The organism is Hymenobacter setariae, from assembly GCF_007713685.1.
GTDB lineage: Bacteria > Bacteroidota > Bacteroidia > Cytophagales > Hymenobacteraceae > Hymenobacter > Hymenobacter setariae.
This window is the reverse complement of record NZ_VMRJ01000005.1, coordinates 348,768-370,799: the sequence shown is the minus strand read 5'-3', so window position 1 is coordinate 370,799 and position 22,032 is coordinate 348,768. Positions and strand designations below refer to the sequence as shown.

At 60.0% G+C, this 22,032-nt stretch carries 15 protein-coding genes; 9 read left to right on the top strand and 6 right to left on the bottom strand.

Going from position 1 to position 22,032, the window contains the following annotated elements; genetic code table 11:
• The first annotated feature begins 177 nt into the window (after positions 1-177).
• The gene (locus FNT36_RS20120; protein WP_144851414.1) at positions 178-912 is read left to right on the top strand and encodes a TIGR04283 family arsenosugar biosynthesis glycosyltransferase; all 735 of its coding nucleotides are present in this window, start codon (positions 178-180) and stop codon (positions 910-912) included.
• A 169-nt stretch (positions 913-1,081) separates the two neighbouring features.
• The gene (locus tag FNT36_RS20115) at positions 1,082-1,708 is read left to right on the top strand and encodes a TIGR04282 family arsenosugar biosynthesis glycosyltransferase (RefSeq protein WP_144851412.1); all 627 of its coding nucleotides are present in this window, start codon (positions 1,082-1,084) and stop codon (positions 1,706-1,708) included.
• On the opposite strand, the gene arsM is transcribed toward FNT36_RS20115, so the two are convergent.
• Positions 1,705-2,673 carry an arsenosugar biosynthesis arsenite methyltransferase ArsM gene (gene arsM / locus FNT36_RS20110; protein ID WP_144851410.1) on the bottom strand — a complete coding sequence of 323 codons (969 nt, stop codon included), beginning with the start codon at positions 2,671-2,673 and terminating at the stop codon, positions 1,705-1,707. The two genes, FNT36_RS20115 and arsM, sit on opposite strands and share 4 nt — an antisense overlap.
• Positions 2,674-2,817: 144 nt before the next feature.
• On the opposite strand from arsM, the gene FNT36_RS20105 reads away from it, so the two are divergent.
• Positions 2,818-3,150, top strand: coding sequence for an arsenosugar biosynthesis-associated peroxidase-like protein (locus FNT36_RS20105; RefSeq protein ID WP_144851707.1), 333 nt, complete (start codon positions 2,818-2,820; stop codon positions 3,148-3,150).
• A gap of 200 nt (positions 3,151-3,350) precedes the next feature.
• Entirely contained in the window at positions 3,351-4,397 is a 1,047-nt protein-coding gene (arsS, locus tag FNT36_RS20100; RefSeq protein WP_144851408.1) for an arsenosugar biosynthesis radical SAM (seleno)protein ArsS, read from the top strand.
• A gap of 134 nt (positions 4,398-4,531) precedes the next feature.
• On the opposite strand, the gene FNT36_RS20095 is transcribed toward arsS, so the two are convergent.
• Positions 4,532-5,962, bottom strand: a complete 1,431-nt coding sequence (locus FNT36_RS20095; protein WP_144851406.1) for an amidohydrolase family protein — start codon at positions 5,960-5,962, stop codon at positions 4,532-4,534.
• 203 nt (positions 5,963-6,165) lie between these two features.
• On the opposite strand from FNT36_RS20095, the gene FNT36_RS20090 reads away from it, so the two are divergent.
• A complete protein-coding gene (locus tag FNT36_RS20090) occupies positions 6,166-6,885 on the top strand; it encodes a DUF72 domain-containing protein (RefSeq protein ID WP_144851404.1) in 720 nt (239 codons plus the stop codon).
• A gap of 32 nt (positions 6,886-6,917) precedes the next feature.
• Positions 6,918-7,838 carry a pirin family protein gene (locus FNT36_RS20085; protein ID WP_144851402.1) on the top strand — a complete coding sequence of 307 codons (921 nt, stop codon included), beginning with the start codon at positions 6,918-6,920 and terminating at the stop codon, positions 7,836-7,838.
• 218 nt (positions 7,839-8,056) lie between these two features.
• Here FNT36_RS20085 and FNT36_RS20080 read toward each other — a convergent pair whose 3' ends face one another.
• From FNT36_RS20080 to FNT36_RS20065, 4 genes are all read right to left on the bottom strand, one after another.
• Positions 8,057-9,430 (bottom strand): PQQ-dependent sugar dehydrogenase, encoded by a 1,374-nt coding sequence (locus FNT36_RS20080; protein ID WP_233636101.1) that lies wholly within the window; start codon positions 9,428-9,430, stop codon positions 8,057-8,059.
• A 104-nt stretch (positions 9,431-9,534) separates the two neighbouring features.
• Positions 9,535-11,085 carry a T9SS type A sorting domain-containing protein gene (locus FNT36_RS20075; protein WP_144851398.1) on the bottom strand — a complete coding sequence of 517 codons (1,551 nt, stop codon included), beginning with the start codon at positions 11,083-11,085 and terminating at the stop codon, positions 9,535-9,537.
• Between the two features lie 152 nt (positions 11,086-11,237).
• Positions 11,238-12,704, bottom strand: coding sequence for a RagB/SusD family nutrient uptake outer membrane protein (locus FNT36_RS20070; RefSeq protein WP_144851396.1), 1,467 nt, complete (start codon positions 12,702-12,704; stop codon positions 11,238-11,240).
• 21 nt (positions 12,705-12,725) lie between these two features.
• The gene (locus FNT36_RS20065; RefSeq protein ID WP_144851394.1) at positions 12,726-15,836 is read right to left on the bottom strand and encodes a SusC/RagA family TonB-linked outer membrane protein; all 3,111 of its coding nucleotides are present in this window, start codon (positions 15,834-15,836) and stop codon (positions 12,726-12,728) included.
• Between the two features lie 381 nt (positions 15,837-16,217).
• Between FNT36_RS20065 and FNT36_RS20060 the strand changes: the two genes are divergently transcribed.
• From FNT36_RS20060 to bglX, 3 genes are all read left to right on the top strand, one after another.
• Positions 16,218-17,606, top strand: coding sequence for a glucoamylase family protein (locus FNT36_RS20060; RefSeq protein WP_233636100.1), 1,389 nt, complete (start codon positions 16,218-16,220; stop codon positions 17,604-17,606).
• A 2-nt stretch (positions 17,607-17,608) separates the two neighbouring features.
• The gene (locus FNT36_RS20055; RefSeq protein WP_144851392.1) at positions 17,609-19,351 is read left to right on the top strand and encodes a family 43 glycosylhydrolase; all 1,743 of its coding nucleotides are present in this window, start codon (positions 17,609-17,611) and stop codon (positions 19,349-19,351) included.
• A 243-nt stretch (positions 19,352-19,594) separates the two neighbouring features.
• Positions 19,595-21,907, top strand: coding sequence for a beta-glucosidase BglX (bglX, locus tag FNT36_RS20050; RefSeq protein WP_144851390.1), 2,313 nt, complete (start codon positions 19,595-19,597; stop codon positions 21,905-21,907).
• Positions 21,908-22,032: the final 125 nt, after the last annotated feature.

The window sequence follows — 22,032 nt, the reverse complement described above, 5'->3', positions numbered from 1 at the left end:
TGAGGCTAGCAGTATAAAGCAGTTTGGTAGCTGGCAACTAGGAGTTGCGCGGACTTTGTAATCCGCGTTCGATTGCACGTTTACGCACGCAGACTACAAAGTCCGCGCAACCCCACCTTCAGCAATACCCCCTAGGGCGCCCGCTGGTTGCCAATCACTAGTACTTTCGAGCCAGCAATGCTCCTTAACGGCGCGGCCTTTTTAACACAGCCCTTGGTCAGCATCATCATTCCCACTTACAACGAAGCGGCGAGCATCAGCGAGCTATTGCACTATCTGCGCACAGCCAACGCCGACGAGCCCGCGCCCGAGCTGCTCGTGATAGACGGTGGCAGCACCGATGCCACCGTGGCCCTGGCCCAGCAAGCCGGTGCTACCGTGCACCGCAGCCCGCGCAAGGGCCGCGCCGCCCAGCTCAACTACGGCGCCGAGCAGGCGCAGGGCGACGTGCTGTATTTCCTGCATGCCGACTCATACCCGCCGTCCGGCTTTCTGGCCGACCTAGGGCGGGCCCTGGCGCAGGGCTACGGCAGCGGCTGCTACCGACTGACCTTCGACCACGGGCACTGGTTTTTGCGGTTTAGCGCTTGGTGCACGCGCTTTCCATTCACGTTCCTGCGCTTTGGCGACCAAAGTCTGTTTGTGCGCCGCGAGCTATTTGCCCGCCTAGGTGGCTACCGCGAAGACCTACAAGTGATGGAAGACCAAGAACTGGTGCAGCGCCTGCGGGCACAGGCGCCATTTGTGGTGCTGCCGCGGGCCGTTACGACCTCGGCCCGCAAGTACTTGGCCAATGGCGTGGTGCGGCTGCAAGGCATTTTCACGCTCATTGTGCTGCTGTACTGGGCCGGCGTGCCGCAGGACAACCTAGTGCGGCTGTACCGGCGGCTTATCCGGCAGGGCAAGCTGTAAGTACGTTTAGTGAGCTGTCAGTTAAGCCTATACTCCTCCCACCTGTCATGCTGACGAAGGAAGCATCTTGTCAGTTTCGCTCAACTAGTTCTTGCGTGATAAGATGCTTCCTTCATCAGCATGACAGGTGGAAAGGAGGCACCGACTTTTCCGATAGCTTTTCCTTGAAATGATAACTGATAACCACCTACTCATATTCGCTCGCGAGCCTGTGCTGGGCCGAGTCAAAACTCGCCTGGCGGCCGACATTGGCCCTGAAGCGGCGCTGGCCACCTACTGCGAGCTACTAGCCCTAACGGCGGCAGCCGTGCAGGCCGCCCAGGTGCCGGCCACTGTGTGGTTGGCCGAGGCACCTGCCCCCACGGCCCTAGGTGCCCCCAGCAGCACCGCCCGCCCCGAGTGGCCCGGCCTACCCTGGCGGGTACAGCCAGTCACGGGCTCGCTCGGCGAGCGCATGGCCCACGCCTTTGCCGAGGCTTTTGCGGCGGGCGCGAGCCACGTGGTTGTCATTGGCACCGACTGTCCTGGGCTCACGGCCGACTTGCTGCGGCAGGCCTTCGAGCAACTCGCCACCCACGACCTAGTGGTGGGGCCGGCCGCTGATGGCGGCTACTATCTACTGGGAATGAATGAACTATACGCTAGCTTATTCGCCAATAAACAGTGGAGCACTGACACCGTGCTACTCGCCACCCTGGCCGATGCCGAGCACCTAGGGCTATGTGTAGCCCAACTGCCGACGCTAGCCGACGTAGACTCGGCCGCTGACCTAGCCGCTTGGCGGGCGGGGCGCTAGCAGCAGCCCCCGCCGTCGTAGAAGTACGTGGAGGGCGACACGAACACGTCGTCGCGACCTAGGGCCAGCAGGGCCGCGGCCGTTTTGTCGCACACAGCCAGGGGCTGGTTTTGCATGAGCACGTGGCCTTTGTGGTCGTCGAAGTACTCATCTTGGCCGTAGTAAATGGCGGTGCGGCCCGTGAAGATGCACGGCCCATCGGCCGGCATGGGGTCCTTGATAGCGCACACCTCCACGCTCTCGATAAAAATCAGTTCGTTGGTGGCGTAGTGCTGGGGCGAGAGCACGCGGTAGGCGCGCCGGGCCCGCACTTCCACAGTGCCGAAACCTACCTCGGTTATCATGTCTAGGTACTCTTGCAGCGGCAGCGAGCCGGTGAGGCACAGGGCCCGCAGGCGCTCATCGGCGCGCAATTCGTCGCTCATAGGTTGCTCGCAAGTGGGGTCCGACATCACGAGGCGGCCGTGGGGGCGCAGCACACGGTAGGTTTCTTGTAGGGCCTGGCGCAAATCGTCGGCCTTAAAGATGTTGAACAGGCAGTTTTGGGCGGCTACATCTACGCTCTCGTCGGCTACAGGCAGGTGTAGTGCATCGCCAGCGCGCAGGTCGATAAAATCGGGGCTAAACCAGTCATTTTGGCGGGCGGCTTCCTCCATATTTTCGCGGGATGCGTCGAGCATTTCAGGCACCACATCCACGCCAATCACGGCGCCCGGCTGGCGACTGAAGTAGCTGAATTGCAGCAGTTCCATGCCGCCGCCCACGCCTACGTAGAGCACTGCGGGGCTGTTGGTGAGGTCGCGCGGGTTCACGGTGCTGCCGCAGCCATAGTTCATGGCTAGCATACGCTGCGGGATGCGCAGGCCCGGCAGCTGCCACACGGGGTTGGTGGTGCAGCAGAGGCCCACTTGCGGCTCCTGAGCGGCTTGGCGGTACACGTCGGCGGTAGTGGCGAGGTAGCTCATAGGGTAAGCAATTCTAGATTTTAGGCAAAAGAAACGCCGCCTAGTTCAAACGGCGCTACGCCCCCTATGTTATCTTGCCTAACGGTAGTGGCCCTAGGTGGCCCGTCCTCCCCTATCTCTTACTCATCTTTTCCCAGCCCCTGCATGGATTCGTACTACAACCCCGCCGACCTCAAAAAATTTGGTAACATCGCCGAGTTTCAAAAGGAGTTTGCCGATAAGTTCTTCGCTTACTACGGCGCCGTTTTTGCCGAGGGTGCCCTCACCGCCCGCGAGAAATCACTCATTGCGCTGGCCGTGTCGCACGCAGTGCAGTGCCCCTACTGCATCGACGCTTACACCAACGATACGCTCGAAAAAGGCTGCTCGGAGCCCGAAATGATGGAGGCCGTGCACGTAGCCGCTGCCATCCGGGGTGGGGCCACGCTAGTGCACGGCGTGCAGATGATGAACAAAGTGAAAGAACTGTCGATGTAGGTCTTGGCGTTTGGATAGAGTTTAGTGATTAGTGCCGCATGAGTCTTCGTTAAGAACAACGTCCGTCATGCAGAGCGCAGCGAAGCATCTCGCAAGCTGACATCCACAATCGTCATTGATTACTGCGCCACGCGAGATGCTTCGCTACGCGCTGCATGACCCTAATAAGTAGTATTAGCCTCTACTAAACAGCACAAAAAATGAAATCACTCAAAGCAACTGGCCACGAGCTGGCCGATTCGGCCTTTCAGCTCACGGTGCTGAGCCGCGAGGCGGCGGCCACGGCGCACCTGCCGCGATTTCACCAGCAGTTGGCGGGGGCAGGGCTGCTGCCGCTGCGGCCAGTAGCGCCTGCCGTGCTGCAAATCAACGTGGGCAAGATGTGCAACCAGGTGTGCCGCCACTGCCACGTCGATGCGGGCCCCGACCGCAAGGAAATCATGACCCGCGCTACGATGCAGCAGTGCCTCGACGCGCTGGCCCGCACCGACATCCCGACGGTAGACCTCACGGGCGGAGCGCCCGAGATGAACCCCGACTTTCGCTGGTTTGTGGAAGAAATCACCAAGCTCGGGCGCAAAGTACTGGTGCGCTGCAACCTGACTATCATCGTCGCTAACAAGAAATATCACGATTTGCCCGAGTTTTTCCGGCAGCACGGCGTGGAAGTGGTCAGTTCGCTCCCCTTTTACAGCGCCGACAAAACCGACCGGCAGCGCGGGGCAGGTGTATTCGCCGACTCCATCCGGGCCTTGCACATGCTCAACGCTGTGGGCTACGGCCAAGAGGGCAGCGGCCTAGTGCTGAACCTAGTGTACAACCCCGGCGGCGCCTTTTTGCCGGGTGCACAGCAAGGGCTAGAGCAGCAATTCAAGCGGGCGCTGCTCAAGGACCACGGCATCGTTTTCAATAACTTGTTCGCCATCACCAACCTACCTGTAAGCCGCTACCTCGACTACCTCATCGAGTCGAACAACTACGCGGGCTACATGGAAAAGCTCGTGACGGCCTTCAACCCCGTGGCCGCGGCCGGTGTGATGTGCCGCAGCACCCTTTCCGTAAGTTGGGACGGCGGCCTCTATGACTGCGATTTCAACCAAATGCTCGACCTAGGGGTAGCCAGCCCAGTGCAGCACATCCGCGACTTCGACGCCGCCGCGCTGGCCGAGCGCGCCATTGTTATCAACGAGCATTGCTACGGCTGCACGGCCGGCAGCGGCTCCAGCTGCGGCGGCACCACGGTGTAAAGTCGTTAAAAACCCGTCTGTCATGCTGAGCTTGCGAAGCATCTTATCACGTCAGAGGCAGTAACCCCAACGTGATAAGATGCTTCGCAAGCTCAGCATGACAGGCGGGTTTTCGGTTACTTATAAAACGGCGTTCAGTTCAGCCCGACCTTCCCCTTCATCGACTCAAATAGCTTGGGGGAATCGAAGCCTACGCCGTGCTTGAATACGATTTCCATCTGGCGCAGCTGGCGGATATCCTTTTCGGGGTCGCCGTTTATCAGTACTAGGTCGGCTTGTTTGCCGGGCTCGATGGTGCCGATTTCACGCTCGCGCCCTAGGTACTTGGCGCCGTTGAGGGTGCATATTTTGATGGCTTGCAGCGGCGTGAAGCCGCCTTCTACCAGCAGTTCGATTTCGCGGCGGTTAGCGTAGCCCGCGATGGTACGGCCCGCGCCAGTGGGGTCAGTGCCGGCCACGAGCAGGCCGCCCGCGTCGTAAAATTGCTTTTCCCAGGCCTGCTCTTTCTTGAACAGCGCCACGCTGGCCGTGTCCTTGCCCTGGTTGCTTTTCCAAGTGGCAGTTTCGCGCTCTTGCAGTTGCGGCACCAGCGCGTCGAGGCCACCACCTAGGACCACCTCGCGGCCGGTGTAGGGCTCGAACACGGGCAGCGTGGAGGTGAGTGCCACATTCTTACTAATCAAGAACTTGATGAGGTCGGCCATGGCCGGGCTACCTAGGGGCAGGCGCTGCAAGGCCTGGCGGGCGGCGGGGTAGTCGCAGGCATCGGTGGCCTTGCCGGCCACGAAGTCGGAGCTGGCCATGAAGCCGTGCTCTAGGTTATCGATACCCGTTTCGGCGGCCTCGCGGTAAGTGATGGCGCAGAGGTGGCCCGTCACTTTGAGGTGGCGCTGGTGGGCCTCCTGCACCACGGCGGCGAGGTCGGCGCGGGTGGCGTGCATGTACATCTTGAACGACGTACAGCCCCGGTCGGCCCAAAACTTGGTCGAGGCGGCCGCGTCGGCGGGACCTTTTATGGTATTCAGGGCCGGAATATCCATACCGGGCTCCTCCATGTAGGGCGCCGTCACGTCCATGTCGGGCCCAATGAATTTGCCCTCGCCGATGAGGCGCTGAATCGCCAGGTCGGTCTGTGGCTCGATGCTGCCAGCTGTGCGGATAGTAGTGGCCCCACCCGCCAAATACAACCTAGGGAACGAATACGGCATCTGGGCAATGTTGAAGAGCCCGCCCGCTGGCATGGTGTAGTATAGGTGCTCATGCAGCATTACCAGCCCCGGAATCAGCGTCTTGCCGGCGCAGTTGATGACTTCGGCACCGGCCGGCACCTTCACTTTCTTGGCGGCGCCCACCTGCTCGATGCGGCCGTCGCGCAGCAGCACAGTTTGGTGCAGCAGCGCGGGACGGCCGGTACCGTCGATGACTTTGGCATCGGTGAGGGCCACCACAGGCGCACTCACCTTAATGTATTCCTTGACCTGCGGCGTGAACTGCGGTGGCGCGGCAAGTTGTGCCAAGACGGGCACGGCAGGTAGCAGCAGGGACAGAAATAACAGCTTTTTCATGGGCGCGCAATGGGATGAGCACGTAATATCCGACCTAGGACGGTCTTAGTACTACTACCCACTATTTACTTATTAGTCGTCATCTGTTATGCTGACGAAGGAAGCATCTTGCTCGCTCTGTAACTAGCGCCAAGACTTACTGCCCACACGAGATGCTTCCTTCGTCAGCATGACATTCTTTTTCCAGTATTTCCTATACTACCATGCCTACTTATCATATTGGCTGCTCTGGCTACCATTACCGGCACTGGCGCGGCGTTTTCTATCCCGATAAGCTGCCTATGCGGCGCTGGTTTGAGTTTTATAGTCAGCACTTTCGCACGCTGGAGTTGAACGTCACGTTCTACCGCTTTCCGCAGCTTTCTTTTCTCGAAAACTGGTACGCGCAGGCGCCCCCCGACTTTCAGTTTGCCGTGAAAGCGCCCAAGCTCATTACGCACTACAAGCAGTTTCACGGCGTGGGCCAGTTGCTTGGCGACTTCTACGATACCACTGGCCGGGGTCTGCTCGAAAAGTTGGGGCCGGTGCTGTTCCAGCTGCCACCCCGGATGGCCTACGAGCCCGACCGGCTCACGCGTATCCTCGACTGCCTCGACCTGAGCTTTGTGAATGTGCTGGAATTTCGCCACCCTAGTTGGTGGCGCGATGAAGTGTACCACGAGCTGCGGCAGCGCGGCGTAGTGTTCTGCGGCCAGAGCCACCCACTGCTGCCCGATACAGTGGTAGCCACCGCGCCCACGCTCTACTACCGCTTCCACGGCGTGCCCGACCTCTACGCTTCGCCATACCCTAGCGAGGCCCTAGGGCGCTACGCCGCCGAGGTGGCCACCGCGCCCGGCGTCGAGCAGGCGTATCTGTATTTCAACAACGACATCGGTGGCTCGGCTATCGGCAATGCGCAAGAAATGCGCAGCCTACTGTAGCTTGGGCATTGTAGTCCAAGCTACTTTCGCTTATGCTCGACCTCATTATTGATGCCCGGCCGGCGGCGCTCGCGCCGGGCTTTGCCGTGAAGCGCATCCTCCCCTACCGACTGCGGCGCATGCTGGGCCCATTCATTTTTATGGACCACGCCGGGCCGGTGCAGGTAGCCCCAGCCCAAATGCCGAACCTCGACGTGCTGCCGCACCCGCACATTGGGCTGAGCACGGTGAGCTACTTGTTTGGCGGGCAAGTAACGCACCGTGACAGCCTAGGGGTCGAGCAAATCATCCGCCCCGGCGAAGTAAACTGGATGACCGCCGGCAGCGGCATTGCCCACTCCGAGCGCTTTGAAGACCCGGCCGCGCTGGCTGGCGGCGCCCTCGAAATGCTGCAAACCTGGGTAGCCCTGCCGGAAGCCGATGAGGAACAAGCGCCCACTTTTCGCAATTACCAACCGACCGAGCTACCCATCTTCACTGACAACGGCGTGTGGATGCGCCTGATTGCCGGCGAGGCTTTCGGCCTGAACAACGGCGTAGAGACACATTCGCCATTATTCTATCTGCACGTGGTGCTGCAAACTGGTGCTCGCTTTGGGCTACCGCGCGGCTATCCCGAGCGCGGCGCCTACGTAGCCAAAGGCAGCGTGGAAGTAAACGGCCGCGTGTACACCCCGGGCCAGCTGCTAGTGTTCACGCCGGGCCTCGACCCGGTGCTAATAGCCCGCGAGCCCAGCACCCTCATGCTACTGGGCGGCGAGCCCCTAGGCGAGCGTTTCATCTGGTGGAACTTCGTATCCTCCCGCCGCGAGCGCATCGAGCAAGCTAAAGCCGACTGGCAAGCCGGCCGCATCTTGCTGCCCCCCAACGACAACCAAGAGTTTGTGCCCCTACCTAGCGACCGCACCCGCGCGGCGGGCACCGGGTCGCCCCCACCGCAGGCGTTGTCATAGCGTAGACCCCACCCCCGGCCCCTCCCCTCCGGGAGAGGGGAGCCAATCGCAAAAGGCGTAGGTAAACGTCATTCAGTCGCCGGGCTCCCCTCTCCCGGAGGGGAGGGGCTGGGGGTGGGGTCCTACGAGCTCCAAGCATCACGCTGGCAATAGCTATTTCAAATGCAAAAAGCCCTCCGCATATATACAGAGGGCTTTTTTACTGATTATTATATTATCTAGCGGCTGGTTTTGCCAGCGCCACCAGCAGACTGGGCGGCACTCACGCGCCACACTTTGTTGCCGGCATCGTCGGTTACGAGCAGGGCACCGTCGGGCATGGTCACTACGCCTACAGGGCGGCCGTGCGCTTTGTTGGAGTCGCCACCAACTAGAAAGCCGGTCAGGAAGGGTTCGGGCTTGCCCGCGGGCTTCCCATCTTGGAAGGGCACGAAGGCCACCTGGTAGCCCGAGTACTGCGAGCGGTTCCAGGAGCCGTGCTCACCCACAAAAGCACCGTTTTGGTACTTGGCGGGGAAGGCCTTTTTATCGTAGAAGGTGAGCCCTAGGGCCGCTACGTGGGGGCCCATCGGTACGTCGGGCACGAGGGCTGCTTTTACGAGGTCGGGGCGCTCGTTTTTGCGCCTAGGGTCTTCGTTTTGGCCGTAGTACGAGTAGGGCCATCCGTAGAAGCCGCCCTCTTTCACACTCGTGATATAGTCGGGCACTAGCTCGTCGCCTAGCTCGTCGCGCTCATTCACAGCCGCCCACAGCGTGGTGGTACCAGGATAATACGCTAGGCCAATGGGATTGCGCAGGCCGCTGGCGAAGACTTTCTCGCCCGAGCCATCTGGATTGATTTCGAGAATATTGGCGCGGCGCTTTTCGTTTTCGGGGCCGTGCTCCATCACATTCGAGCCCGAGCCTACGGTCACGAATATCTTCTTGCCATCCTTGCTAGCCAGCAGGTTGCGAGTCCAGTGGTTGTTGTAGCCGCCCTCGGGCAGGTTGAGGATTTTCTGGCCGGCGGCTGTCATCTTAGTTTGGCCTGGCTGGTACGGGTATTTCAGCACGCCGTTGGTGTTGGCCACGTAAAACGAATTGCCCATTACTAACATGCCAAAGGGCTGGTCAAGACCGGTCAGGAACACCGAGCGCATGTCGGGCTTGCCGTCGCCATTCGTGTCGCGGAAGAGCGTGATGCGGTTGGCGCTGGTGGGCTGTAGCGAGCGCGACTTGTCGAGGCGCAAGGCGGCGGCAATGTCTTTCTTAAGGCCCTTGGGCAGCGTGGCAGCTTCCGATACAAATACGTCGCCATTGGGCGCCACGTAGGCCCAGCGCGGGCTTTGCAGCCCGCCCGCAAATTCTGTAACAGTGAAACCTGCTGGCGCTGTGGGCGTTTTGCCCGCTGGCCAGTCGATGACATCGACACGCTTGGTTACCGACTTACTTTCGTAGGGCGCCGGCAGGTGCACGTTCTCGTCTTTGGGCGTCGTGATGGTCTGGGCTGGGTTATCGGCCTGAGCTTGCTGTTTTTCTTCTTTGCTGGGGCCGCTGCTGCACGCGGCAAGCAGACCTAGGGCTGGCAGCAGATGGGCATATTTGGGAGTCATAGATAAGCGCGACATTAAGGAGGAGCAGATAAAAATCCACTCACTAGGAGTTGCGCTTTTTACTAGCCCCCGCTGGTTTAGTTACGTTGCGAGCGCATTATTACTCATTCTTTTACCACCTTAGCGGTGCCCACGACAGCGCCGCTTTCGCTTTGCACTTTCAAAAGGTAGATGCCCGGTGGTAGGCTACCGAGCTGAAGGCTAATGGTGCCCGCGCCGCTGGCCTGGGCCACCACCTGTCCGGTGGCACTATATAGTGCCCCTAGGCAGCGCCCAGCCGGCAAGCCCCTCACCGCCACCTGGTCGCGGGCCGGGTTTGGCGCTACCAGCAGGGGGGCCGCGCCGCAGCCAGCTAGCACCACCACCGGGCTGAAGGTCGCCGTACCGTCGATGTCCAACATCCGCAGCCGAAAGTAGCCTAGGTCAACCCGCCGGCCCACCCGAAACGAGTAGCTGGCGCCCGCCGCCCGGTTGCGGCTGGGCACGGTGCTCAGGCGCTCGTAGTCTTGCCCATCGGTCGAGCCTTGCACCTCGTAGGCATAGCTGTTGTGCTCGGTGGCCGTTTGCCAGGTCAGAGTGGCGGTGCAGTCGTCGGGCAACACGCGCCCGCTAAAGCTAGTGAGCGTGACGGGCAGCGGCGCGGCCGGGCACAGCACTGTGCGCTGCAAAAATGCGGCGGCCTCGTTGATAATCTGCGTGTAAGTGGGCTCGGCAACGGGACTGCTGTGGTTGCCATCGGCCACCGGGTGCAGTTGATTAGCAATGCCTGCTGCCGAGGCAATTGGCTCTAGCGCACCACTGCCACAAACGTTAAACTGCGTGGGTTTGAGCAGGGCGCAGTTGTAAGGCACTACGTCGTCCTTATCGCCCTGGGCGCTGTAAAGCGGTGGGTTACCGGCATTCACGATGCTCGTGTTATTGACACCCCCAGCAATGTTGACCACTCCCGCAATGCCAGAGGCATCGTAGGTACCTAGCAGCGGCGCGCCAGGCAGGTCAGTATTGCCCTCCAGCCCGCCGTTGTCGTTGTAAGCCTTTGTCGTCAGCGCATTTTCTGTAATACTTTCCGTATAAGCCACTTGCAGCGCCGTAATAGCCCCAGCCGAATAGCCGCCCACGAAAATGCGCGTCGGGTCAATGCGGTAAGTATTCGTCGTAGCCGCATCGCGCTTGAAGAACCGAATGGCAGCCTTCATATCGGCGGCCGCTCGAATTACCTCGTCTACCAACTTAGTTTGGTCGGCGTACACGGCCCCTAGGCTAAAGATATTCTGATTCAGGAGCCGGTAGTCGATAGCGGCGGCTACGTAGCCTTTGCGCGCAAAGCCCTGGCAAATACTTACCACTTCCGCCTTGGTGCGGGCGCCCTCTAGAAAGGAACCGCCAAAGGCGAAAATTAGCAGCGGGCGCTGCACCGCCGCATCGCCCGCGGGCTCATACACATCGAGGCGCAACTCAACGGGCGCGCTCTCGGCACCGGTATAGTAGTTGCGCACGGTGTTGCTGCCAAAGAGAACGTTAGGCGTAACCTGCACCTGCACTCCTGGCAGGTCATCGACGTAGCGCCCATTGCCGCACGCCAAGGCCGCATTTTGGGCGTGTGCCGACCACGCCCAGCCCAGCAACCAAACCCAGAGACAGACGATTTTTTGCATAGACCAACGGCGGAAAAGGAAGGTAGCAACGCCTAGGGGCCTTATTTATTTCACTCCCGCCCTCTGCAACTTAGCCGGGCTTTTGCAAATTAAAAAGCGGCCCGCGCTACGAGCACGGGCCGCTTTATCAAGCTATTGCACGGAGCACCAGGCTAGTAGCCGGGGTTCTGGGTCAGCTTGCCGCCGCTGAGCGTAATCTGGTTGAGCGGCAATGGCATCAGCTCGTTCTTGCCGGCCACGAAGCCTTTGCTGGCTAGCACAGTAGCGGCACGGCCCTGGCGCACGAGGTCAAAGAACCGGTCGCCATACTCCAAGGCCAGCTCTACGCGGCGCTCTTTCCAGATGGCCTGGCGCAGGTCGGCTTGCGAAATGGAGCCAGGCAGCGCGCTCAGTCCGGCGCGGGTGCGCACGCGGTTCACGGCGGCTAGCGCTTTAGCAGTTTGGCCTAGCTCGTTGGCAGCTTCGGCATTGAGCAGCAGCACCTCACCTAGGCGAAACACCCGGATGTTCTGGTCGCGGCCGTAGCCACAGGTTTTAGGCGCCGAGTTGGGCACGTAGGCCTTCATGTTGTAGCGCGGATTCGATGAGTTGGCCGCAATTACGTCGCCATCGGGTGTGGTGGTGCCACGCTCCAAAATGGTACCTAGGCGGCGCTGGTCGCCGGGCTCGAAGGCATTGGCGAGGTCCGACGTGGGGTTAAAAAAGCCCCAGCCAAACTGCGGGCGCACCATCTGGCACTCAGCCCACTGCGAATTAGAAGCATCGCAGTTGCCAGCCAGTGTGGTGCACTGCACCTCAAAAATCGACTCGCTGTTGTTCTCGCCCCGAATGCGGAACATATCGTAGAAATTGCTCGCCAACGAGTACCCTAGGGTCAGCACTTGGTCAGAAGCAGCCAGCGAGGCGGCGTAGTTTTTCTGGTACAGTTGCGCCTTGGCCAGCAGCGTGAGAGCCGCACCCTTGGTAGCCCGGCCCACATCGGAGGCGCCGTAGGCAGCGGGCAGCACGGCTGCGGCCGCGGTGGCGTCATTGATAATGGCCGTGTATACCTCGTCGCGGGTGGCGCGGCTAGGGTTCAGCTCCTCAGCAGTTTCGGCCACTTTCAGCAGCAGCGGCACGCCACCGTAGGCCCGCACTAGGTTGAAATAGGCCAGCCCGCGCAGGAACTGCGCCTCGCCCACGTAGCGGCCACGCAGGGTGGCATCCATGTTCACGCCGGGCACGTTCTGGATGACTTGGTTGCAGAGGTTAATCTGCTGATACTGGCCATCCCAGTAGCCCTGCACCGGCCCCGAGGTAGGGGTGAGGCGGAAGAAGGTAAACTCGTTCAGAAACTCGGCATCGCCGCTCACACTGCCCTTCTCGGCATCATCTGAGGTCAGCGTCGTCACGGCCAGCCAGTTGAACGCGGAGAGGTTCCACTCGCGCAGCTTGCCGTAGGGCGCGTTCACGGCGACAGTGGCATCGGCCTGGGTCTGGAAAAACTGCTGGCTGGTAGGCTGCCCCTGGGGCGCCACATCCAGAAACTTGCCGCACGACGACGTGAGGCCCACGGCCAGCGCCGCGGCCACCGTGCCCGTGCGCCAGAAGCGACGGGGGGTAATTAGGTTATTTTTCATGGGTGGGATGATGCTAATCTCTTAGAAACCAATATTTACCCCTAGGTTGTACGTAGCGACGAGCGGGTACACGTTCAGGTCGATACCCGCGTTGGTGGGCGTGCCGCCGACCTCGGGCGAGAAGCCCTTGTACTTGGTCAGCGTGAGGGGGTTCTGGGCGTTGGCGTAGATACGTAAGGTTTGCACTTTCAGATTGTTAGCCACTGCCTTGGGGATATTAAAGCCTATCTGCACGTTGCGCAGCCGGATGTAGTCACCCTTCTCAATATAGTAGGAGCTCACGTCGAGGTTGCGGCCTGTCAGGTTGGCCGAAGGTGTGGTGTTCGAGGTGCCCGCCCCGCGCCAGCGGTTGTCGTAGAAATCCTTGGTGTAGTTCTCGTTGCCGTAGCGCACTTCGCGTAGGCCATTGAGTAGCTCCACGCCGCCTACGCCCTGAATATCAACCTGCAAGTCGATAAATTTGTAGCGGAACGTAGTGTTGAGGCCGTAGGTGAAACGCGGGTTGGGGTTACCTAGGCGCACGTAATCGCGCTGGTCGATATTGCCATCGCCGTTCTGGTCCACATAGCGCAGGTCGCCGGCCGCAGCACCGGGTTGGGCCGAACCCGAAATGTCTTGGGCCGACTGGAACACGCCGGCCACCTGGTAGCCGTAGAAGGCGCCGATGGGGTCACCGATACGCGTCTGGGTGGCTTGGTAGCCAGCCACTGGCAGGTTGCCAGCAAATAGCGGCGCGCCGCTGGCGGTGCTCAGGGTCTTGTTCTGGTTGTAAGCACCAGTCAAGCCAATGTTATACGAGAAATCACCGGTCGCTTGCGAGTCCCAGCGCAGGGCTACTTCTACGCCTTGATTCTGGAAGCTGGCGTTGTTGGCAAAGAAGCCGCTGCTATTGGCAAAGCCCGACGAACTGATAACTGGTATCGGAAACACTGCGTCGATGGTGCGGCGGTTGTAGTAATCAACTTCGGCCGAGAGGCGATTGTTGAAGAAGCGCATTTCTAGGCCGGCATCGGCTTCGCGCACGTTTTCCCAGCGCAAGGCAGGTGGTACCTGCGTGTCGATACTGGCGCCGGTATTAGGGATATTGGAGGGCGTGCCGAAGAAGGCCGTGTAACCGGGCAGGTAAGATGCCCGCAGCACCGATATATTATTGTTTACTTGGTTATTACCTAGGATGCCGTAGCTAGCCCGGAACTTCAGGAAATTGAAGGCCGTGCCATCTTTCATGAAATTCTCGTCAGAAATTACCCAGCCTAAGCCCACCGATGGGAAGTTGCCGTAACGGTCCGAGAACTTGCTGCTGCCATCGCGCCGGAAGCTGGCCGTGAGCAGATAGCGCTCCTTATAGGCATAGTTGACGCGCGCAAACAGTGAGAACAGCGTGTACAGGTCGGCCGGGTTGGTGAGGTTGGCCGTGCCCACGGTGCCTAGGTTGAAATAGTAGCTGTCGCTGCCCGTAGCCTGCACCCCGTTGATGGAGCCAATTTGCTGCTCGCTGCGGTAGCGGAAGGCCGTGGAGCCCACCAGCGCCGTGAGGTGGTGGTCGGTGCCAAACGAGCGGTCGTAAGTCAGGGTGTTCTCCCACTGCGGCTGGCTGAAATACGTTTCGCCCTTAGTGAGGATGTTGCCCCGGTACACCTGCACCGTCGTCAGCGAGTCAGCCTTCTGGTAGTTGTAGAAGCGGCTAGTGGTGTAGTTGACCCCTAGGCTGGTGCGCGCCGTGAAGTACTTGGCAAAGTTGATGGACACGAACGCGCTGCTTACCAGCGTCTGGCCCTGCGAGCGCTGCACAAAGTAGTCGAGCTGGCCCCTAGGGTTGGAGAAGGTGCCTAGGCCCGAGCCAATGAGGTTGGGGTCGCCGTAGCGCCCGCTGGGCAAGAAGGGCTGCAGCACCGGCGGCGCCACATAGGCGTTATAAAAGATGTTGCCGCCGTTGCTGTAGTTGGGGTAGATGCTCGACGCCAGGCCCGGCGCGTCGTGCGCGCTGGCGCTGGTGAAGGCGGCCGTGTAACCCGCCTTGATGTGGTCGGTGATGGTGAAATCCGTTTGCAGGCGCGCCGTAATGCGCTCGTAATCATTACCCTTCACCAAGCCCTGCTGCTGAAAGTACGAACCGCTAAGCGTGTACGATACCTTGTCGTTGCCGCCGCTCAGGCTGAGCTGGTGGTTTTGGGTGGCCGCCACACGCGTCACTTCCTTAAACCAGTCGGTCGAGGACAGGTTGGTGGGCAGGGCATTAGTGCCGGTCAGGCCATTCTTCTCGTTGTAGAGCGTGGCGTACTCGGCGGCATTAGCCATTTTCACGGTGTTGGTGGCGGTTTGCACGCCGCCGTAGCCGTTGTAGTTGACGTGGGTACCGCCTGCGCTGCCGCGCTTGGTAGTCACGAGCACTACGCCGTTGGCCGCCTGCACGCCGTAAATGCTGGCGCTAGCCGCATCCTTCAGCACCTCTATCGAGGCAATGTCGTTCTGGTTCAAGAAGCTGAGGTCAGCGCCCTGCGGTAGCATCGTGCCATCAACCACATAGAGCGGGCTCACGCCTACCAGCGAGCCTACCCCGCGAATACGAATTTGGGGTGCCGCGCCCGGCTGGCCCGAGTTAGTAATCTGCACGCCAGACACCTTGCCTTGCAGCGAGCTCACCGGGTTTTGCGAAGCCTGGTTTACCAATTCCTCCCCCTTTACGGAGGCAATGGCGCCGGTCACCTCGCGCTTGCTTTGGGTGCCGTAGCCTACCACTACTACGTCGTTGAGGCTCTGCGACTGCGGCGCGGCAAACTTGACGTCGATGCTCGTGCGGCCATTCAGGGTAATTTCCTGGGCTGGGTAGCCCACAAACGAGAATACCAGCGTGGAGCCAGCCGGCGCGTTGATGGAGTACTGGCCGTCTACATTGGTGGCGGTTCCTATGGCCGTGCCTTTCACTACCACGTTGGCGCCGGGTAGGGCCTCGCCTTTCTCATCGAGCACCTGCCCCGTGATGGGCGTGCCCGTTTGGGCCGGGGCCTGCTGCCAGCGCAATGCCGCCGCTTGGCTAGAGATGACAGCACTGGGCCACAGCCCTAGCGCAAGGCCTAGGGCGGCCAGTTTGGCTGGCGCCTGGTAGTGCCCCCGTAAGAGTAAAATTTTCATAAGGTAGAGGGGTGGGGTAAAGAAAATGGTAGAAAAACCGCGTGGGCGGAGCTGCTAAGCAGCAACTCAACTCACTACGAAGCTCGATTTAGGATGGATAGCCGAGCATCGCAAGAATCAGAAACAGCACGAGTAATTGACTACCGAGCAAGCACCTAGGTCTTAGCCGCTTCTACAATTTAGCGCAACTGCCGTCCTATTTCATCATGCTAAATTACTACTAGCAAGCAGAACGCCCTTACAAACACATTGCATTGACTAATAAGCATTTGATGAATCTTGCAATCGATTTCGTTGTAAGTACTTAGCATTAAATAATATCCAGTTATTATTGGAGTATAATTAGCCTAGGATAAAATAAATTAAAATTACCTTCGCTGCTTGACCCTCCTTTTCCCGCCCATGAAGCCCGCGCTCTTGCTACTCGGTAGCTGTTTACTTTCGGCCACTATGTTGGCCGCGCAGCCCACTAAGCGCCCGGCTACCGCCGCCAAGCCCGCGCTTGCCAAGTTTGACCCGCGCCCGCGCCCGCGTAACCTCTCCGACGAGCAGCTACTCGACCAGATACAGCGTCAGACGTTTAAGTACTTCTGGGACTTCGGGCACCCCGTATCGGGCATGGCGCGCGAGCGCAGCAACCGTTCGTACGACTACGGCGATGAGGTGGTGACCACCGGCGGCACGGGCTTCGGCATCATGGCCATCATCGTGGCGGCCGAGCGCAAGTGGATAACCCGTGAGCAGGCGGCAGCTCGCATCAGCAAGATTGTCAATTTCTTGTGGAAGGCTGACATGTACCACGGTGCATTTCCGCACTGGCTAAATGGCGAGACGGGCCACACCATCCGCTTCAGCCCTAAAGACGATGGCGCCGATATCGTAGAAACGTCTTTTCTCTACGAAGGGCTGCTGTGCGCCCGGCAGTACTTCACCAAGGACACGCCCGACGAGCAGAATGTGCGCAACAAAATCCTGTGGATGTGGGAGGGCGTGGAGTGGAATTGGTTTACGCAGGGCGGCCAAAACGTGCTGTACTGGCATTGGAGCCCCAACAACGGTTGGAGCATGAACCACCAGATTCATGGCTGGAACGAGTGCCTCATCACCTACGTGCTGGCCGCTTCGTCACCTAGGTACGCCATCGACAAGGCCGTGTACGACCAAGGCTGGGCCACCGGGCCAGAGTACAAAAACGGCAAGACGTACTACAACACAACGTTGCCCCTGGGCCCCAACCTAGGTGGGCCGCTGTTCTTCACGCACTATTCGTTTATGGGCCTCGACCCGCACGGGCTCAAGGACCAGAATGCCGACTATTGGCAACAAAACCAGGCCCATACGCGCATCAACTACGCCTACTGCGTGGCCAACCCCAAGCTGCAGAAGGGCTACGGCCCTAATTGCTGGGGCCTCACCGCCAGCGACAGTTGGCAGGGCTACGCCGCTCACTCGCCTACCGAGGACCTAGGCGTGATTTCGCCCACTGCCGCGCTCGCGGCCTACCCCTACGCGCCGGGCGAGTCGCTGCTGGCTATGAAGCACTTTTACAACGACCTAGGCGACAAAATCTGGGGCGAGTACGGCTTCGTGGATGGCTTTAGCGAGCAGCACGACTGGTACGCCAAGTCATACTTGGCCATCGACCAAGGCCCGATAGTGGTGATGATAGAAAACCAGCGCTCGGGCCTGCTCTGGAAGCTCTTTATGGGCAGCCCTGAGGTGCAAAAGGGACTGAAAAAGCTGGGTTTTCAGAGTCCGCATTTGAAGTAGCCATGCGTTTTCTCTGCCTGCTGCTTTTGCCCGCGCTGGCCTTCGCGCAGCCTCACCCCCGCCCCACTTACTGCAACCCGCTCAACCTCGACTACGGCTACACGCCATTCGAACGGTTTTCGACGGCGGGGCGACACCGCGCTACGGCCGACCCGGTCATTACGCTGTTTAAGGGCACGTACTACCTGTTTTCGACCAACCAAAAGGGCTACTGGTGGAGCGACGACCTGAGCAATTGGCACTTTCTAGCGCGCTCATTTTTGAAGCCCGAAAACACAGTGCTCGACGACCTGTGCGCGCCGGCCGTGCGGGCGGTGGGCGATACGCTGCTTGTCATCGGGTCCAGCGCCCAGGCCAATTTTGCGCTGTGGCGCAGCACCGACCCCAAGGCCAACAAGTGGGAGAAAGCCGTGGACCCGTTTCCAGTGGCGGCCTGGGACCCCGACCTGTTTCTGGACGATGATGGCCGACTGTACCTCTACTACGGCAGCTCCAACGAGTTTCCGCTCTACGGCGTGCAGCTCAGCCGCAAAACCTACCAGCCCCTAGGGCAGCCCACGCCGTTGTTAAAGCTCAACGACGCACAATTTGGGTGGCAGCGCTTTGGCGAATACTTGGATAACACCTTCCTCAATCCTTTTATGGAAGGTGCCTGGATGACCAAGTACGCCGGCAAATACTACCTCCAATACGGCGCGCCGGGCACCGAATTTAGTGGCTACGCCGACGGCGTGCAGGTGGCCGACCGGCCGCTAGGGCCCTTTGTGCCGCAGCCGCACAACCCCTTTACCTGGAAGCCGGGTGGCTTTGCGCGGGGCGCGGGCCACGGCAATACCTTTCAGGACAAGTGGGGCAGCTGGTGGCACGTCTCCACAATGGTGGTCAACGTGAAAAACAACTTCGAGCGCCGCCTAGGTCTGTGGCCGGCGGGCTTCGACGCGGCGGGCACGCTCTACTGCAACACCGATTTTGGCGACTACCCGCACTACCTGCCCACTGGCCCGGCCGACCACCTGCAAAGTCAATTTACGGGCTGGATGCTGCTGAACTACAACAAACCGGTGCAGGCATCGAGCACGCTCGGCAGCTACGCGCCCAACCTAGCCGTGGATGAGAGCATCAAAACCTACTGGAGCGCCGCCACGGCCAACCCCGGCGAATACTTCCAAACCGACCTAGGGGCCATGTGCACCGTGCGGGCCGTGCAGCTCAACTACGCCGACCAAGACGTGAACCCCGCTTTCTTGGGTAAGCAGCCGGGGCTGTACCACCAGTACCGGCTGTACCACTCGCTCGACGGCAAAACCTGGCAGCTGCTGGCAGATAAAAGCCAGAACCGCACCGACGTACCGCACGACTACATCGAGCTAAAAACGCCGCTGCGCACGCGCTACCTCAAGCTCGAAAACTGCCACATGCCCACCGGCAAGTTTGCCCTTAGCGGCCTGCGAGTGTTTGGCCTAGGTAGTGGCGTCAAGCCTCAGCCCGTCAACGAGTTTGTGGTGCTGCGCACCGCTGCCGATAAGCGTAGCGCCTGGCTGCGGTGGGTGCCCAACGACGCGGCCACGGGCTATAATATTCACATCGGGCTAGCGCCCGACAAGCTCTATAGCTGCGCCATGGTGCTGGGCGCCAACGACTACTACTTCAAAGGCATGGACAAAGACCGCACGTATTATTTCACCATCGAAGCCTTTAATGAAAACGGCATTTCTAGCCGCACGCCCGTGCAGCAAGTTGAATAATTTTTTGCTGAAAGCCGCCTAGGTCAGGTGTTATTGCGGGCAGGCGGCTACAGCACACGCAACGCTAGCGCTACGGGGCAGCAGCGCTTACCACCTAAGCCAAGCTTGCATTTACGACACACACTTGGCAGCCAAAAACGGCCTTAGCTAGCTCTAAACTAACTTTTCAACTGCCTACTGCAATTTTTTCGGGCTCGAAGGCTGGCCTACCTTTCCGCCTCCGCCCTCCTACCCAACCTATTTATGCAACACCGAAAATCTCTCTTCCGCGCTACGCTGCTGGCACTAAGCATAGCCAGCCTGCTCGCCTCAGCCCAAAACACGCCCCTGCCCCCACCCGACGCCAAGATGCAGCAGTTCATCAGCAAGCTGATGCAGCAAATGACGCCGGAGGAAAAAATCGGTCAGCTCAACCTCGTGTCGGTGGGCTTTACAGTGACGGGGCCGGTGGTGAGCGAGGGCGTAGATGCTAAGATTGCCAAGGGCCTGGTGGGCGGTGTGCTCAACACCTTCACGCCCGTGGCGGCGCGCAAGCTCCAAGAAATGGCCGTGAAGCAGACGCGCCTGCACATTCCACTCATCTTGGGCTTTGATGTTATCCACGGGCACCGTACCATTCTGCCGATTCCGCTGGGGCTGGCGGCCACCTGGGACATGCCCGCCATCGAGCGCGGCGCCCACATCGCGGGCCAGGAGGCAGCGGCCGATGGCATCAACTGGGTATACTCGCCTATGGTGGACATTGCGCGCGACCCGCGCTGGGGCCGCGTGGCCGAAGGTGCGGGCGAAGACCCCTACCTAGGGTCGCAAATAGCGCGGGCTATGGTGCACGGCTACCAAGGCCCCACCAATGACATGACCCGGCCCGATAACGTGATGGCCTGCCTCAAGCACTTCGCCCTCTATGGCGCCGCCGAGGCCGGCCGCGACTACAACACCACCGATATGAGCCGCCAGCGCATGTACAACGAGTACTTGCCGCCCTACAAAGCTGCCATTGATGCGGGCGTGGGCTCGGTCATGTCGTCGTTTAATGACATTAACGGCATTCCGGCCACCGCCAATAAGTGGCTGATGACCGACTTGTTGCGCAGGCAGTGGGGCTTCCTAGGCTTCGTGGCCACCGACTACACGGCCATTAATGAGCTGAGCGCCCACGGCCTAGGCGACGATAAAAAGGTGTCGGAGCTGGCCCTGAACGCCGGCATCGACATGGACATGGTAGGCGAGATTTTTCTCAACAACCTAGCGAAGAACCTCAAGGAAGGCACTGTGAAGCAGGCCGACGTGGACGCCGCCTGCCGTCGCGTGCTAGAGGCCAAGTACCGCCTAGGTCTCTTCCAAGACCCCTACCGGGGCGTGAGCGAGGCCCGCGCCAAGCAGGTGCTCATGCAGCCGGCTTTCGTGCAGGCGTCTCGCGACATTGCCCGCCGCAGCCTAGTGCTGCTCAAGAATGAAAACCAGACTCTGCCCCTAAAAAACACCGCTAACATTGCGGTAGTGGGCCCGCTGGCCGACCGCCCTATGGACATGATAGGCAGCTGGAGCGGCGCTGGCGATGGCAAGCAGGCCATTTCTATCTTACAAGGTATCAAGAATGTGGCCGGCTCAACCGTCCGCGTGACCTACACCCACGGGGCCAACGTGACCGAGGACGACCAACTCATCAAGCGCCTTAACGAGCACGGCGGCCAACTCAACATTGACCCGCGCCCGGCTGATGCCCAGATAGCCGAAGCCGTAGCAGCCGCTCAAAAAGCCGAAGTAGTAGTAGCCGTGGTAGGCGAAAGCCAGGGCATGACCGGCGAAGCCGCTAGTCGCGCCGACCTAGGCCTACCCGGCCGCCAGCTCGACCTACTCAAAGCTTTGAAAGCTACCGGCAAGCCGCTCGTAGTAGTACTCTGCAACGGCCGCCCGCTCACGCTGCCTTGGGAGAATGACAATGCCTCGGCCATCCTAGAAACGTGGTTTGGTGGCACTCAGGCTGGCAACGCAGTGGCCGATGTGCTATTTGGGGTATATAACCCCGCCGGCAAAATCACCATGACTTTCCCTAGGTCGGTGGGCCAGGTGCCGATTTACTACAACCACAAAAGCACCGGCCGCCCCTACGCAGGCGTGCTGCTCGATAAGTACAAGTCGCGCTACCTCGACGCACCCAACGACCCGCTTTATCCCTTCGGCTTTGGCCTGAGCTATAGCACGTTCACCTATTCTAAACCCACCGTTAGCAAAACCAGCATTGCCCCCGGCCAAGGTCTCGACGTGACCGTGACAGTGAAAAACAGCGGCCAACGCGATGGCGAAGAAGTTGTACAATTCTACCTGCGCGATGTAGTGGGCAGCAGCACCCGCCCAGTGCAGGAGCTAAAAGGATTCCAGAAAATCTTGCTTAAAGCAGGTGAAAGCCGCCAAGTAACCTTCCACGTCGCCGACAACGACCTGAGGTTCTACAACGACGACCTGAAGTGGGTATCCGAACCCGGCGAGTTTGAGGCCATGACCGGTGGCAACTCGCGCGACGTGCAGAAAGTGAGCTTTACGCTAACGAAGTAAGTCATAGGCTCGTGTCTTAATTACTCGTCGGCCGTGCTACCCCACCCCCGGCCCCTCCCCTCCGGGAGAGGGGAGCCGACCGCAAGCAAATTTTGGCAGGCGTAGTTAATCGTCAGGCTCCCCTC